At 60.9% G+C, this 14,992-nt stretch carries 9 protein-coding genes and 1 pseudogene; 1 reads left to right on the forward strand and 9 read right to left on the reverse strand.

Features of this window, described 5'->3' with window-relative positions; all coding sequences use genetic code 11:
* Positions 1-26 precede the first annotated feature (26 nt).
* Together GRI75_RS05665 and GRI75_RS05670 are read right to left on the reverse strand one after the other, a co-directional pair.
* Complete coding sequence (locus tag GRI75_RS05665; protein WP_160745966.1) at positions 27-2,978, reverse strand: TonB-dependent receptor plug domain-containing protein; 2,952 nt, start codon at positions 2,976-2,978, stop codon at positions 27-29.
* Between the two features lie 214 nt (positions 2,979-3,192).
* On the reverse strand, positions 3,193-3,594 hold the full coding sequence (locus tag GRI75_RS05670) for a DUF6152 family protein (RefSeq protein WP_160745967.1): 402 nt from the start codon (positions 3,592-3,594) through the stop codon (positions 3,193-3,195).
* A 196-nt stretch (positions 3,595-3,790) separates the two neighbouring features.
* Between GRI75_RS05670 and GRI75_RS05675 the strand changes: the two genes are divergently transcribed.
* Positions 3,791-4,591, forward strand: coding sequence for a hypothetical protein (locus GRI75_RS05675; RefSeq protein ID WP_160745968.1), 801 nt, complete (start codon positions 3,791-3,793; stop codon positions 4,589-4,591).
* Between the two features lie 256 nt (positions 4,592-4,847).
* Here the strand turns inward: GRI75_RS05675 and GRI75_RS05680 are convergent, their stop codons facing one another.
* From GRI75_RS05680 to GRI75_RS05710, 7 genes and pseudogenes are all read right to left on the reverse strand, one after another.
* Entirely contained in the window at positions 4,848-6,947 is a 2,100-nt protein-coding gene (locus GRI75_RS05680; protein ID WP_160745969.1) for an alpha/beta hydrolase family protein, read from the reverse strand.
* Between the two features lie 107 nt (positions 6,948-7,054).
* A complete protein-coding gene (locus GRI75_RS05685) occupies positions 7,055-8,698 on the reverse strand; it encodes a redoxin domain-containing protein (protein ID WP_160745970.1) in 1,644 nt (547 codons plus the stop codon).
* A gap of 114 nt (positions 8,699-8,812) precedes the next feature.
* On the reverse strand, positions 8,813-11,971 hold the full coding sequence (locus GRI75_RS05690; protein ID WP_160745971.1) for a TonB-dependent receptor domain-containing protein: 3,159 nt from the start codon (positions 11,969-11,971) through the stop codon (positions 8,813-8,815).
* 87 nt (positions 11,972-12,058) lie between these two features.
* Complete coding sequence (locus GRI75_RS05695; RefSeq protein ID WP_160745972.1) at positions 12,059-13,147, reverse strand: FecR family protein; 1,089 nt, start codon at positions 13,145-13,147, stop codon at positions 12,059-12,061.
* Positions 13,144-13,692: an RNA polymerase sigma factor gene (locus GRI75_RS05700; protein WP_160745973.1), complete on the reverse strand. Its 549-nt coding sequence runs from the start codon at positions 13,690-13,692 to the stop codon at positions 13,144-13,146. Before GRI75_RS05700 ends, GRI75_RS05695 begins: the two co-directional genes overlap by 4 nt.
* Positions 13,693-13,846: 154 nt before the next feature.
* Positions 13,847-14,149 carry a chorismate mutase gene (locus tag GRI75_RS05705; protein WP_407925133.1) on the reverse strand — a complete coding sequence of 101 codons (303 nt, stop codon included), beginning with the start codon at positions 14,147-14,149 and terminating at the stop codon, positions 13,847-13,849.
* A 264-nt stretch (positions 14,150-14,413) separates the two neighbouring features.
* Positions 14,414-14,863: pseudogene (locus tag GRI75_RS05710) on the reverse strand (MucR family transcriptional regulator); the annotation flags it as partial.
* Positions 14,864-14,992 lie beyond the last annotated feature (129 nt).

Consider the following 14,992-nt stretch of genomic DNA (forward strand, 5'->3'; position numbering starts at 1 on the left):
CGCTCCCCCCGTGTATCGGCGGCGCCTCAGCCTTTGTAGCGAATGCCGAAGCGGAAGTAGCGCCCGATCGTGTCGAAATAGACCGGGTTGGTGTAGAACTGCGTCTCCGGGGCAGCCGGGGGGTCGCGGTCGAACAGGTTGTGGATCGCGCCGAAGATCTCGAAGCCCCTGCCGGTATCTCCTCCGGCCCGCCAGGTGGCGAACAGGTTCACGTAGAAGCGGCCCTCTACCTCGTTGTCGCTGATGCTGTCGGGCAGGTTCGGCGCGTAGTCCGGATCATCGGGACCGATCCTCTGCGCATCGTAGAGACCCGGCGATATGTAGCGTCCCTGCACCGTCGTGGTGAAGTGAGGCGAGTTGAAGGTGAGGTACCCGTTCGCGACCCAGTCGGGTGCGGCAAGGCTGCCGGCCACCCCGGTCTGTCCCGCCCGGTCGACGGCCTCGCCGAAGTTCACCGTTGTCAGATCGTCGACGTAAGTGGCCACGCCGCGGAAGCTCAGCGAGTTGCCCGCCTGTGCGAGCGGAAGGGTATAGACGGCTTCGATGTCGATGCCGCTGGTGTCGATCTTGTCCAGGTTGAGCGACACGTTGCGGATGCGCGTGATCGTCTGATTGGGCCCGAAGTCGACGAATTCGCAAGCGGCGGCCACGCCCGCGTAGCAGCGGTCGGCGATGAACTGCGCGCCTCCGGGCGCGGTGCCGATGTAGTCGTCCACTTCGATCCGATACCAGTCGGCCGACACGCGGAAGCCGTCGAGGAACCCGTTCGGGCTGAGGACCGCGCCGAGCGTGGTGGTGTTCCCGGTTTCGGGCCTGAGGAACGGATATCCGCCCTGGAAGATCGTGGGCGGCGTTTCTTGGGCAGGATTGAACCGGTTGACCACCGGGGCGAAGCTGCTGGCCGAAGCGAGGAACAGTTCGGCGAAGTTCGGCGCCCGGATATCGCGCGAGCGGGTGGCGCGCAGCATCAGCATGTCGATCGGCTCCCACATCACGCTGGCTTTCCAGGTGGTCGCGCCGAAGCTGTTGTCGGTCTGCGTGCGCAAGTAGCTGCCGAAGCCCGAGATGTCGTAGTGGGCATAGCGGACCGCGCCGTTCAGCGAGAGGGAGCGAGTCCAGCTTGCGTCCCGCACCAGCGGCAATTCCGCCTCTACGTAGCCTTCGATGACTTTGGTGATCCCATCGTAATCGGCGCCGAAGTTCTGGAAGTAGGCGAACTCGTTCGACAGCGGATCGTGCACCACGTCGATCGTGTCGACGCGGTATTCCGCCCCGGCGGCGATCGCCAGCGGGCCCGCCCACAGATCGGCGAGATCGCCGCGGATGTTCGCGGCGACGACGTGTTGTTCGAGATCGATATCCTCCACCAGGGTGCCGAAGACGTAATCCGCTGCCGCCGGGTCGAAGTTGCCCTCGCCGAACAGGTTCAGCGGAACGCAGCCTTGCGCCGAAGCACGCACGGCCGGGTTCGGATGCAGCAGCGCGCGGCAGGTGACGGTGCCGGTGGCCGGGTTGCGCACGGCGTCGAGCGCATAGTTGAGGCGGGGAGTCGACCCGCCGACGACCACGTTGCGTTCGACCGTCTGCAGGCGATCGGTTCGCCCGTACTGGTAGTAGGCGTCCCACTGCCAGTCCATCGCGAGATCGCCGTTGAGGCCCGTCGTCAGCCGGTAAGTGTCGGCCGTCGACGTGCTGAGCCCGCGGCCGATGTCGTCGAACACGCGCGCGATGCGGAAAGCCGGGAGCGCCGGCGGAGTCGGACTGAAGGCGCCGGGCATCGGCACTGCGGCCCGCAGTTCAGCGGGAATGAACGGGTTGTCGGCATAGATCGGCAGAGCAGCATTGAAGAACGCGGTCTGCAACAGGACACCGTTCACGTGCCCGTAGGAGCCTTCGATGAACGCACCGAGGCTGTCGGAGAAGTCGAACTTGGCGTGGCCGAACAGCGTGTAGCGCTCGACCGGCACCGTGATGTTCGAGTCGGTGTAGGTCGGGTAGATGTCCCCGCCCACCTGACTGAGTCCGAAGGAGAAGGAGCCCGGATGATAGGGCGCCGGCTTGCCGTCGGGAGTGAAGGTGATCCCACCGGTGCCGAACATGTTGATCAGCGAGGCCGGCCCGCGGTTGATCACGCCGCCAGTGTTGAAGAACCAGCCGGCGTTCGTGTCGGAATGGATGTAGTTCGGCATCCCGTTCGTGGCGAAGAACGGGTTCGAGACGACTGCGCCGGGCGTGCACCAGTCGCGCGTGAAGCAGTTCCCGATCCCGTCCTGGTCGCTGTACTCGCCGCCGATCACGACATGGCCAGCATCGCCCAGCTCGGCGCCGTAGGCGGCGGCGGCGTGCAGGTTGAAACCGTCACCCTCGCCCGAGATCCCGGCATCGAGCTCCGCCACGATCCCGCGCAGGTCGGTATCGAGGATGACGTTCACGACGCCCGCCAGCGCGTCGGAGCCGTAAGCTGCCGAAGCGCCGCCCGTCACCACCTCCACGCGGTCCACCAGCACGGAGGGAACGAGGTTGAGATCGACCGAGCCCTCGCGCGTCGTCGGCGCGAAGCGGCGGCCGTTGACGAGAGCGAGGCTGCGAGTGACGCCGATGCCGCGCAGGTTCACGATCTGGGCGCCGACGTTGAAGCTGCCGAAGCCTTGCGTCGCCGGCGTCGTGCTCGCCCTGAAGGCCGGCAGCTCGCTGATCGCCGCGCCGACGTTGACCACCGCGCGATTGTCGAACTCCTCTCCGCCGAGAACCGTCACGGGGGAAGGAGCATCGAAGGTGGAGCGAGCTAGGCGCGAGCCGGTTACGACGATGGCATTCGCGCTTCCGTCGTCCTGTTCGACCGTGGTTTCGGCAGGGTCGGGGGCGTTGGCCTGCGCCATCGCCGTACCGGGAAGCGCCAGCGCCAGTGCAGCCGTTGCCGTCGTGGTCAGCAGCAGCGCCGTTCGCGCCCGAGCCGTGACGAATTCGAAGTTCCTCATCCTCACTCCCCTTGTTGTTTTCGCGATCCTGTACCGCTCGCCGCGGCGCGACAGCCGCACCCCTTCCGTGACGGCCGGCGAGTTCCACCTTTGCCCTTCGCGTTGCGCCCCCTGCCTGATCGGTCGTGAGGCCCGAGGCCTGTCAAATATGTTGACAACAGCTACTTATAACATGCGCTGGAGCAGCCATGAGCCCTGCCCGCCTTTGCACCGATCAGCGCGACGGGAGCTGCTTGAGCTCGGTGCCGTCAGCCTTCTTCACCATCACGTTGAAGCCCCCCTTCCGCGGATCGCGCAGCGCGTAGTAAGTGAGATCGACCTTGTCGCCGGGCTTGAGCGAGCGCTTGGACCAGCCCGCCCGGGAGAGGTGATTGGGGCTCATGCCCTCGAATGCCCAGCGCTCTTCCTTGCCGTCCTTCCCGATCGTCGTCACGAACAGGAACGTGTGCGGATTGGTCCACTCCCATTTGCGGACCGTGGCGTTCGACAGCTGCACTTCCTTGCCCCACTCGAACATCGCCGTCGAATGGTGCGCGGTGCCGGGCACCGAGAACGCAGCCATGCCCGCCAACGCAACTCCCCCGGCCAGTGCCAGGCGACTGAACTTGCTTGCCATTCTTCTCTCCAAACTGGGTGCATCGCCATCCATGCGAGCGGGTCGGGCTCAACGCCGGACTCGGGCTCCACTGCCGTAACCCTGCCGCGAGCCATAGCAGAGTTCAACCATGTTCAGTACACATAATCAACTCCTACTTGACGAGCGGGCGTCGATCGCGGCAACTGGCGGAAAGAGGAACAAGCGAGAGGATCCCATGTCGTTCATTATCGACCGCGCGGCGGTGGCCGCGGGCCTTGCGTTGGTGGCGCTCACCGGTCCAGCGGTGGCGCAGGATGCGTCCGCAAGCGCGCCGGTTGCCCGCGCGGTGGACTATGCGCAGCTCGCCGCCTTGCCCGATTGGAGCGGCGTCTGGTCGATCGGCGTGGGTGGAGAAGGCCGCCGCCCGGCCAAGCCGGTGCTGACTCCGGCGGCGCAGGCACGCTTCGACGCATTCCAGAAGAAGCAGGCGGAGGAAGGCGTCGACCAGTTCGCCAACATCCACTGCATTCCCCCGGGCATGCCGGACATCATGCGCGAACCCTACCCGATCGAAATCATCTACTCCCCAAACCGGGTGACGATCTTCGCGGAGACTTACGGCCAGGCGCGGCGCATCTACACCGACGGGCGGGCGCTCCCCGAGGATCCGGACCCGCTGTTCAACGGCACTTCGGTGGGCCACTGGGAAGGCGACACGCTGGTGGTGGACACGGTCGGCTTCAACGCCATGGTCGAGCTCGCCCCCGGGGTTCCGCACAGCGGGAACATGCGGATCCGCGAACGGATCTGGCTGGCATCACCCGACGTGCTGCGCATCGAGACGACGATCACCGACCCCGAGGTCCTCGCCGAGCCCCTCGTCCACCAAAGCACCTACCGCAAGCAGCCCGGCTGGGAGATCCGCGAATACGTCTGCGCGGAGAACAACCGCCTGGTCGAGGGCGAAAACGGCGCCAACATCGACCTCGGCCTCGACGATGAGGGCGAAGACCCGTTCGGGGCGTTGCCGGAGTAGGAGGACGGTGGGGCAGGTGTGACGTGTCGGCGCTCGACACCCCGGTCCACCACCTCCTGTTCGAGACGTTCTACCGGAGCGACCGCTTGCGGGAAGCGGCGGCGTAACTTTGGTAAGTTTGTGCAGGTGGCACTTTGAAGTTTATGTAAGTGTCGCGCAGACCTCATGAGCGCAGCTTCAAAAGAGCGCCCTCACTTTGTGGTATCCTCATGTGGAGACTGGTCACATCCGAACGGCGCTCAGGATTAGATCCGTTTCAATGAATGGGAGGTGCCTCGACTTTCGAGTTCCTAATCTGCGCATCCCAGCGCCGATATTGCTTTATCTTTGAGGGATCCGGGTCGCGCTGTCCAAGGAGCCATAATGCAAGCCAGTCGACCGTCGCTTCCATCTCGAAAGCCCAGTCACTGGGTCTAGTGAGATAATGACCCGCGTCAGGAATAGTTATAAAGTCGAACGGAACCCTGTTTCTCGCTAGTGCAGCAATGGTGGCCTTACTGTCAATACGAAATTCGTGCGGATGACTAAGATTCCTTTCGTCATGATCGAAGAGGAGGACCGCAGCAGTGATGCGATCGGCGTTGAGAATGGGATCGTTTTGGAACCAGGCCGGCTTATTTTGCCAAAAGGAGCCGCCGTAAAAATCCATATTTTGCTCTAAACTACTATAGAGGTACTGCTCGACATCGCCGAACAGCGATAGAGTGACCGAATCTGAAATCACCACCGCTTTCATTTTCGTCTCGCCGGGATGGGATGCGACCGCGTGGCAAACGTATCCACTTCGGGAGAATCCAAGACACGCCACCCTGGCCGGATCCACGAGTCGATCTTTCACGAGCTGGCCCACGGCACTATCGATCAGGTCAACAGAGGAGGATATCTCCTGGGCGCTAGTTGCGCGCGACAACTTGGAGATATCCAGCGAAAGAACTGCCATGCCTCGTGCAGCGAGCGATTGCCGCGCGAAGTTGGCAGGGACTGGACCTCCGTCGGGATAAAAGTATTGAACCGGGACTTCGGCGGCGCTCAGCTGAATAACCAATGGCAAGGGCGTCCGTATTGGCCGCGTCGGGACGGTAAGCTGGCCTCTCACCGTCCGCCCATCGCTAAGCTTGATATCGATCAAATCGGTTTTCGAGACCTGGACAGACTTCAACCAGTCATTCGGAGCAAGCAGGGCTTTCTGCCTGCCGTTAGCGTTCACCGTTAAGACTTGTGCAGTGTTCAGGTCTTCATGGATTTTAATCTCAACTCCATCAAGGTTCAAGCTGGACCGGGAGCCTTGCTCGACCCCTTGTTCCCTTATAATCGCGGGGAGCGTGCGTTCAACGGGTGTTTTTAGATCCTCGACCGCAGCTCTCATAGCAGCTACGCGTACGGAAAATTTCCTGCTGAGCGGCTCGAAAGGTGATGCGGTGGAACTAGCCAAGCCGCTCAGAGTCCGGTCACCCTCCCAACTAACACGTTCAACATTGGCATTTGACAATGCCGATTCCAGCTCATCTATGCGCCTCAACTTCCAGTGATGCAGGTCGGCTAAATAATAGCGTACATCAGTGGTCACAAAGTTCTGAGCACGGATCGCCAAAAAACGGGAATTGGGCGAAAACCAGTAATCCATCAATGCGGGACCGATTCCGGGGTTGAGCTCGCCGAGGTTCCAAGTTCGGCCGTCGTTGAACGATATGATGGTGTCCCGGGTCGCATTTCCCAGACCTTTGAAGTCGAACTCGATCTTACCCGAGCGATTTAAGGGAAGATAGATTCGTCGTTCCTGTGGCTCTGAAGATGCTTGCTTTTCCGGCCCGGAGTATACGACAGCGCCCTCACCAATGAAAGGCAGCACCTTTGGTCGACCATCGCTGGTGACCGCCGACAACTTTCCTGTTGGCATCAAGACTTGATAGACTTCCTCCGCAAAGCCCTCGCTCGCGATAAAGATCAGTGAACCACCCTGCTCCGACCACTTGAACTCTTTCATGGGATCTTTTCCACTGCCCAGTGGTCCTCGGCGAACCAACCTTACCACAGGGTTGGGAGCTTTTCCGGAGCCCGGAAGGATCGCCCAACGTTGCACGTCAATAACATCATAGATTACCAGCTCCCGAACTCTGCAATCACAATCCAAATCGCCCCACGAGAAGGTCGTATAAAAGTACTTTTCGTCGGGAGAGAGAACGACATGGTTTTTACCCGCGTTCAGCATCGGCGCGACGTCACCACCAAACAGCCGGACAGAAACGGATGTTTCGACATCCCACTGTTTTGGCGTCGTTCCAGAGGCACCTGCTCGTAAGGGCAAGCAGAAGCTAACCGCGGCGACGATCACGAAGGTGAATGAGAATCTATGCATATAGACGTCCTAATCTAGCGGTTAATATCACCTCGCAACTCGAAAGCAGCGCGTGACTAACATGCTCTGAGCATCAGACACGACGGAGGAAGTCGTGGTTTCTTTGACTATATCCCCGTGCCCGTGGCTGATAATTTCGACTTACACATCTGGTCGATGCGAGATTTGCCTAAGAGCCTGATAACGGATGATTTCACCTCATCCCAAAGCAACTCGCCCACGAAATGCCCAGAGGCGTCAATAAGGAACAGCCGGGGATTATCGGTCACTAGGAATTGCTCTGCGATAGGGATATTTCCTGTACCGTCGTAACTAATGGGCCACGGAATTTTCTCTCTTGCAACGAAATCCTTTATGCCCTTCAGGTCTATAGTCTGCATCCGAGAAACGCTATCAGACGAGGATGATTGATCCATGGACACACCAAGCACCTCGAACCCGGAGCACTTGAGATCATCGTACTCTGGTCGGATGTGACGTATAGCAGCGCGTGACGCTGGTCCCGTGGCAGTGAAAAAGAAAATTAATAGGGGACGCCCTCGAAAGTTAGAGGATTCGATTCGCTGGCCGGCTAGTCCACGAAGTCCGAAGTTTAACGGCCTTGAGAGGGCGGATCTTTGCGAAGATGCTAACTGTTTGGCGCGCCTGACCAGTTCCCTGTTCAGTTCAGCTGAGCGCCACAGGGGAGTGGATTGGCTATCCAGAGCTTCCGAAAGAGCAAGTTTTGCGCGTGACGCCTCCGAGTCTACCGCGAAGGCATACAGATCTAAGATGTCCTCCGGCATCGGACCGGTAGGAGTATCTTTGTCGATTAAGCGCGTAAGCGCCGCGCTGAACGCTTCCAGGTTGATCGGAAATTCAAGCACGTCGTGCTCTCGGAACATCGCTGCGCGCTTCAAAAGGAGTCGCATTCGCGCCATCTCGCTGAAACCTTCCAGCGAGGACGCCGCCCTCAAAGCGGCCGGAAACTCGGAGGCATCAGGCGTCAGGCTCTTGGTCGTGCGTAGATGTGCCAGCGCTTCAGATGGGCGGCCAGCAAGTAGCATGGCCTCGGCGTACGCCCACTGTGCCTTGGCACGTTTTCTGTGGCGAGTGGCGTTCAGCTTCGCCAGTTCAGTAGCCGCGGCCGTTTCACCCAAGCGATACATAAGGATATCGGCGGCATACTTCAAACCCTCGTAGCCAAGGTAAACGTCTGTCCCTCGGCCGTTCATCATGGTGCGGACAGCGGCTCTAACCCCTTCTAAGCCGCGCAGCCGAATAGCCCGCTTAAGTTCATCGGAAGGTCTAGACTTGTGGGAAGAGACTGTTTCGAATTGATAGAAAACGATGGAACCGCCTTTTACTCCGAAAGAGGGGACATCCTCACTCCCGAACGCCATTTCCGGCGAGAGCTTGACGGTTGCTCGCGTCCCGACGGGTACCGCTTCCATCGCCAAATGGAGCCCCTTCACCAGGACGTGGGGGCCTCCGACTTCCACCGTCGGCGGGTCGACCCACCAGGAATTATCATCGATCACAGTTCCATCGGGCAACTTGCCGAGGATCCGAAAAGCTAAGTGTTCGCCCTTTCGTGGCAAGTGGCCATTACCAAGTTTGGTAATAGTTAGTTCAATGCCAGCGGGCAGGGACGCCACCGGATGAAACGCCCTGCCGTGAAAATGCGCTTGCTGGTGAGCAACATTCTCGGCCTGAGCCGGAGAGGACATCGCCAATGTACCGAATATGACTGCTGTTGCTATATATCTCATTGTCTATGTCCAGTTATATAGGCGCTACACGCTAACAAGCAGGTTTTGCCCGTGGCCTTGTTTCAGGTCGGTCTGGCTTAGATTTAGATTATCGCTATTCAGCGCGCACCCTATTCAGCGCACATCAAAGCGCTTTCTCAGCCCGATCTCAAAGCGGCGCAGCCGCAGATCTCCGTACGTACTGTAGCCGAAACCTGTACTCGCGATTGCCGGCGGCCTAGCATTAGGGATGTTCTGAACACCTAAGGCAATCTCAAGGCCGGCGCCCACTCCGTTCAAAGCCTTGTCAGGAAAGGCGTAAGATAGGAATACATCGTGGTACGTTTGGCTTGGCACCGATGAGCGCCCATTGTTCAACGTGGTAAGATCGCAGCTTGTTTTGGAAGCGCTGGCTCCACAAAGGCTATAGCTGTCGTAGAACTGTGCGTTCCAACCCGCGGACCACCCGTCGCGGCGCCAATTGAGTCCTATATTTGCGCGCCATTCAAGTGGGCCGTCGGTAAACCCTACGGTGTCTAATACACGGCTGGCGAGCGTAAGCTGGGAGCGACGATCCCACTGATGCGTGGCAATGGCGTAGAGATGAAAAGTCCCCAAGCGCCTCACGGCACGTCTATAATCGAGTTGAAAGTCAATGGTTCGTACCGTCGACGACTGCAGGTTTATAAGTGAAGTATCGATTTTGGTCACCCTCCCCGCGGTGTAGCCCAAAGCGGCGTCCGCTGATGTCAACGGATCCCGAGTGATGCGTCCGGGGAAGAGGGACTCATTAGGAAACAAGTCCAAAAAGTTGATCACGCCAATCTCGTCCTTCTTGCGAATTTCCACATAGTCGGCAGATAAGCGAAGTCCGGCGAGAAATGTTGGTGATAATATGAAGCCCGCAGAGAAACTCCGAGATTTCTCGGGCTTCAATTCGGGGTTTCCCCCGGTTACCCAGTCCACGGGGCCCACTAGCAACGTGTTACCGCGCTGGGGATCGCGTAAGTCGAGCAGAGATATGAAAAAGTCACTCAGACTGGATTGGAAGCCTGGCAAGATTTGAGAGATCGCTGGCACCAGGTAGCCGGTACTGTAGCTGGCTCTTAAGGCGAGATCTCTCACTGGCTCATAGCGGACGCTAAGCGTGTAATCTGTCGAGGCGGGCGAAGATTTCGTAGTCTCAAAGGAAGGGAAAGGCCCTTCGCGCGATGCCAGCGGCAGAGCAAGCCCCTCTCCAGCTGCGATGTGGTAGTCGTCGCGCCTAACGGCTGCCGTGACGCTCAAACCTCTAACAAGCGCAATCGCGTTCTTCTCGGAGAAAATGGGGATTCCGATCTCTGCATATCCCGAAGTGATTCGTTGGGTGACCGGGGGCTTCCAATTGACCGCCAAATCATTGGTGGGTAAAGTTTTCGCATCAGCGAAGACATCGGACACCCGCTGTCTGCGAATTTCCAATAATGAGTTCAATGTTACTGCTCCGCCAGGCAAGGACAGTATAGGGCCTCCTAAACGAGCCGAGAGCTCCCAGGTCCGGACGCTTGATGTTCGCGCAGTTTCGACGGGTGTGTAGAAGGAGAGCAAGTCGACTGCTGGATATCGGGAAAGATCCCGCAGTGCGATCGAACGGAGGTAGTTCACTCCCTCCGGGGAGATAACGAAAGCGTCGAGAGCCGAGTTACGCGAGCGTTGTTCCTGCCAGCCAGCTTCGAGTAGAGCCCGCCACCCGGAAGGCAGTCGTACCGTTACTCCACCACGCGCCATGCGCGTCCGCTCAGATGAAGTATTGTAGAGTTCTGGTCCTATCAGTGACACTACGATGTTTTGTTGAAAGGGATTGAATTCCGATGTCGCTGGAATGTTGACGAGAACTGAATTGCGGGTACTTGAATTACTACGCGCCTCTGATGTGTATACATCAGCGAAGAATTCGAGGGCGTGAAGGTTGTGCTTGAGACCGAGTCCAACCGAGTTAGTCCGCTCGGCTCGCCCAATTTGGACACGGCCGAAGTCGAGGTTATAGGTGTTGCTGGCGAGCAATGCATTACCAGCGTCGCCTGCGCCATCGGGGCCTGGATAGGGTCCGCGGTATCCCTCCCGAACGTGCCCCAAAGTCGATCCAACTAAAGCAGAGTTGTCGAGGACCAGCTCTATCGGCGCGCACGTAGTCGAAAAGGTGGTAGCAGTTGCACAAAAATTCGGCGTGGCGCCAAATGGCAGTGGCGAGGTGATTGCAGCTGCATTATTACTAAGCAAACGCTCGCGACTTCTCCTGCCAATACTATTTCGGTCGTTGAAATAGAATGGACGTGTCTGCATATAGGATACGTTGGCCGTCAAGTGCGTTCGAGGACCTATTCCAAGGCCGCCGTTTGCTGACAATGATGATCCCCCAGCCACAAAATCCTGGGAATTACGATACTTCGTCTCAATCTCGATTCCGGAGAAATCCTGCTTTGTGATTATGTTGATCACGCCGCCTGTGGCGTTGCCGCCGTAGATGCCGCTCGCGGTTGCCGGCAAAACCTCTATGCGCTCAATCAGGGACGGGGAAATGCCGGCGATATTTGACTGGAGGAAACTGACCCCGCCTGCGGTGGGATTAGGCGCCCGACGACCATTAATCAAAATAACTGTCTGGTTCGTGCCAAGTCCTCGTAGATTTATTCCGCCGCCAAGGGGTATTATATTGGCACTCTGATCGGCCCTTATCGATTGAGCGTTCATAGGGAGACGCGTGGCCAGAAACTCCTCGATATTGTTGACCCCACTCGTCCTAATTTCTTCAGCACCGAACACCACGTATGGCTGCGCATCGTCCTCACTTCGCCGGATATCGACGTTCTGGGAACGCGAGCCAACGACGAGGATCTCAGAAATCCCCTCGTGCGCCTCAGGAACGGCATCCTCCCCATAGGACGAAGCCATCTCACCCCCCTCACCATCGCCGTCGCCGTTTCCCTCCGGCACGCTGACCACGAATGTGCCCTCGTTGGCCATGCTCATCACGAGGCCGGTGCGGCGGAGGAGGAGGGACAGGGCGCGGCGGGGGTCGTGGGTGCCGGTGACGCGCGCGGAGCGCTTGCCGGCGACCTGGGAGCGGTCGAAGATGATCTCGCGGCCGCTCTGCCGGCCGAACGTCTCGAGCGCGGTGGCGAGGTCGGTCGCGGGGATGTCGAACTTGGGCGTCGCGGTCTGCGCGGCGGCGGGCGCCAGCGGCGCGGCCAGGCCGAGCACGGACGCGCTCGACAGCGCGCAAGTGACGATTCCCCGGATGAACGAACGGTGCATGTCTCCCCTCCCCCTTCTTATCGGGAGGCTTTCCCCCTCCTCCCGATCAGCAAGAGGTGGGATTTGCGCGACCCCGTAAAGAAAACGTCACATTCCTTTCTCGGTGCCGGCCTCGCGGTTCCCCCCTCGCCACTTCAGCGCGATCATCCCGGCGGTCTGCCGCTCGGCCTCGACCGGGTAGAAGGCGGCCAGGGCGGCGAGGAAATTGTCCTGCCGGTCGGTGCGGAACACGCCGCTGACCCGCAGGTCGCCGATGGCCGGGTCGAGCGCGACGATCTTGGCTTCGGAATAGCGGTTCATCTCGGCGATCGCTTCGGCCAGGGGGTCGTCGCGGAAGACGAGCTGGCCCTGCTGCCAGCTGGTGGCCTTCTCGAGATCGGCGGTGACGACGGAGACCTGGCCGGTCTGGCTGGCGACGAGCTGCTCGCCCGGCCGCAGCGTGTCGGCGGAGAGGGGCGAGAGGAGCCGCTCGATGCCGGACTGGCGGACCGGCTCGACCCGGACGCGGCCCTGCAGGAGGACGACCTTCACTTCCCCGTCGCTGCCGACGCGCACGTCGAAGCGGGTGCCGACGGCGGTGATCCGGCGGTTGCCGGCGAGGACGACGAACGGGCGCTCGCGGTCGGGCGCAACGTCGAACCGGGCCTGGCCGCTGAGCAGCCGCACCTCGCGCGCATCGCCGCCGTAGGCGACCTCCATCGTGGATGCGGTGTTGAGCGTGACCACGCTGCCGTCGGCCAGCGCGACGCCGCGCCGCTCGCCCAGGGCGGAGGCATAGCGCACCGGCTGCACGGCCTGGGGCTCGTCCGTCCGGAAGACTCGCTCGGCAGGGGGAGTGGCAAGGAGCAGCAGCCCGGCGAGGCCGGCGGCGAGCGCCCCGCCCGCCCACCAGCGGGTGCGGCTACGATCCTCGCCCGCCGTGGAGGCGAACGTAGCCCCGGTAGAGGCCAGGGCCTTGTCGCGCATCGCCCGGATCTCGGGCAGCGTCGCGATATCGCAAAGCTCGTCCAGGGGGCGGTTGAGCGCCTCCCAGGCTTCGGCGTTGGCGGGGTTTTCCAGCCAGCGCTGGAACCGGGCCTCCTCGCGCGGCGAGAGCAGGCGCAGCTGCCGCCGGGTGCACCACCACAGGGCGGCTTCGTGCGCGTCACTGGGGACCTGGAGCAGGGGCAGGATCATGACAGTCGCGCCTTCAGGAACTTGAGACCGTTGTGCATCTCTTTCTCGACCAGGCTGAGTGAGATGCCAAGCTGCAGGGCGATCTCCCGGCCGCTGAACTCCTCGATCCGGCTCAGGACGATGATCGTGCGTTGCCGCTCGGGCATTTCCTGCAGCGTGTCGACGAACAGGCGGTAGCGCTCCCGCCCCAGGGCGATGCGTTCGGGCGAAATCTCGTCGACCGCGGCGGGGATCCCGTCGAAAGTCTCGCCCGTCACCAGGACCGGGCGGCGGAGCGCGCGGCGCGACCGGTCGACCAGGATGTTGTTGGCGGTGCGGAACAGGTAGCCTTCGATGTTGTCGATCGTGTGGACGTCCGATCGCCTGACCAGGGCCGCGAAGATCTCCTGCTTCATGTCCTCCACCTCGCACGGATCGGCGCCACGGCGGAGCAGGAACGAGCCGATCGCGCGGCCATAGCGGTCGACCAGCGCCGAAACGGCGTCATCGGTCGACTGCGGCTCGCCATCCATCACTCCGGGGCTCCCGTGCAATGTGGTACCCATATACACCAAGACGCCGGGATTTTCGCGGGCCGTACGAACTGCGCGGGTGACGGCACGCCAGGGCCGATGGGCGGGCCGGGCTGCTAGCTACGCGCCACTGGCCTGGCACAGGCAGGGAGGCAGTTGGTGACCAGCTAAAACAGGTCGGCTGCGGCTATTGGCCCCGCGCGAGCGTAGTGAACTGCCGCAGTTCGTATGCGATCGAGGCTTCCACGAGCGTTTCGTAAAGGTCGCGCGCAAGATTGGGCGGAACGCCGTTGATGGCGGCACTGGCCACGACGTTGGCGATGACTTCCGCCTTGCGCGCCTCGTCGCGAACCTGGCCGAGGTCATCCATGATCCGGGCGGCCGCGTCCATGAAGCGCATGCGCCGGCCGAGCAGGGCCAGCAGTTCCCGGTCGAGCGCGTCCACCCCCGCGCGCACTTCGGCCATCGTGCGGCAATCCTGTGGCTGGATCACGGACGTTCACCTCGCGGGACTGTGATGAGGCCCGCACCACGGGTGCATCGGGCCTTGCGGAGGCCGAAAGGGACGGCGGGGGACAGCCCCCGCCGCTGCCGATTACTCCTGAGAAGCCTTCGTTCCATTCGCGCCGCCCGAAGTCTTGCGAGTGGACTTGCGGGCAGTCTTGCGCGGAGCTTTCGCGGGCGCGGCGCCCTCTGCCTTGGGAGCGGCGGGCTGGCTCTTCGAACTGGCCGGTGAACTTTTCGCCTGGGTCTTCGCGGCGGGTTGCCGTCCGCGCTTCTGGCCCGGCTTGCGCCCGAGGCCGATCTTCTTGGCCAGATCGCGGCGCGTCTCGGCGTAATCGGGTGCAACCATCGGGTAGTCCGAAGGAAGGTTCCACCGGGCGCGGTATTCGGCGGGCGACATGCCGTGATCGGTCATCAGATGGCGCTTGAGCATCTTCATCTTCTTGCCGTCTTCAAGACAAACGATGTGGTCTTTCTTGACGGACGAGCGGACCGAGACTGCCGGCTCCGGCCGAGCTTCTACTTCCGGCGACTTCCCAAGGCCTGCCAGGGCCTGGTGCACACTGGCGATAAGCTCCGGGATTTGTTCGGGCGCGATGCTGTTGTTGCTGGCGTGGGCAGCGACGATGTCCGCCGTGAGGGTGATGAGGTTCCCGGCGTCGGCGATATCGTCGATCGTGGATGAAGTTTCATTGGCCATTTGGGGATCGTCTCTCTTCATAGCGTCAGGGCTTTGGCGAACAGCGTACAAGCTCTATTCTCTTTATACCATCTATGCAACAGTTGGCGATAACGGAAGCGTTACTGACCAGGCTGTTGTAATCACAGT

Source organism: Croceibacterium soli (genome assembly GCF_009828065.1).
In the GTDB taxonomy this organism is placed as follows: domain Bacteria; phylum Pseudomonadota; class Alphaproteobacteria; order Sphingomonadales; family Sphingomonadaceae; genus Croceibacterium_B; species Croceibacterium_B soli.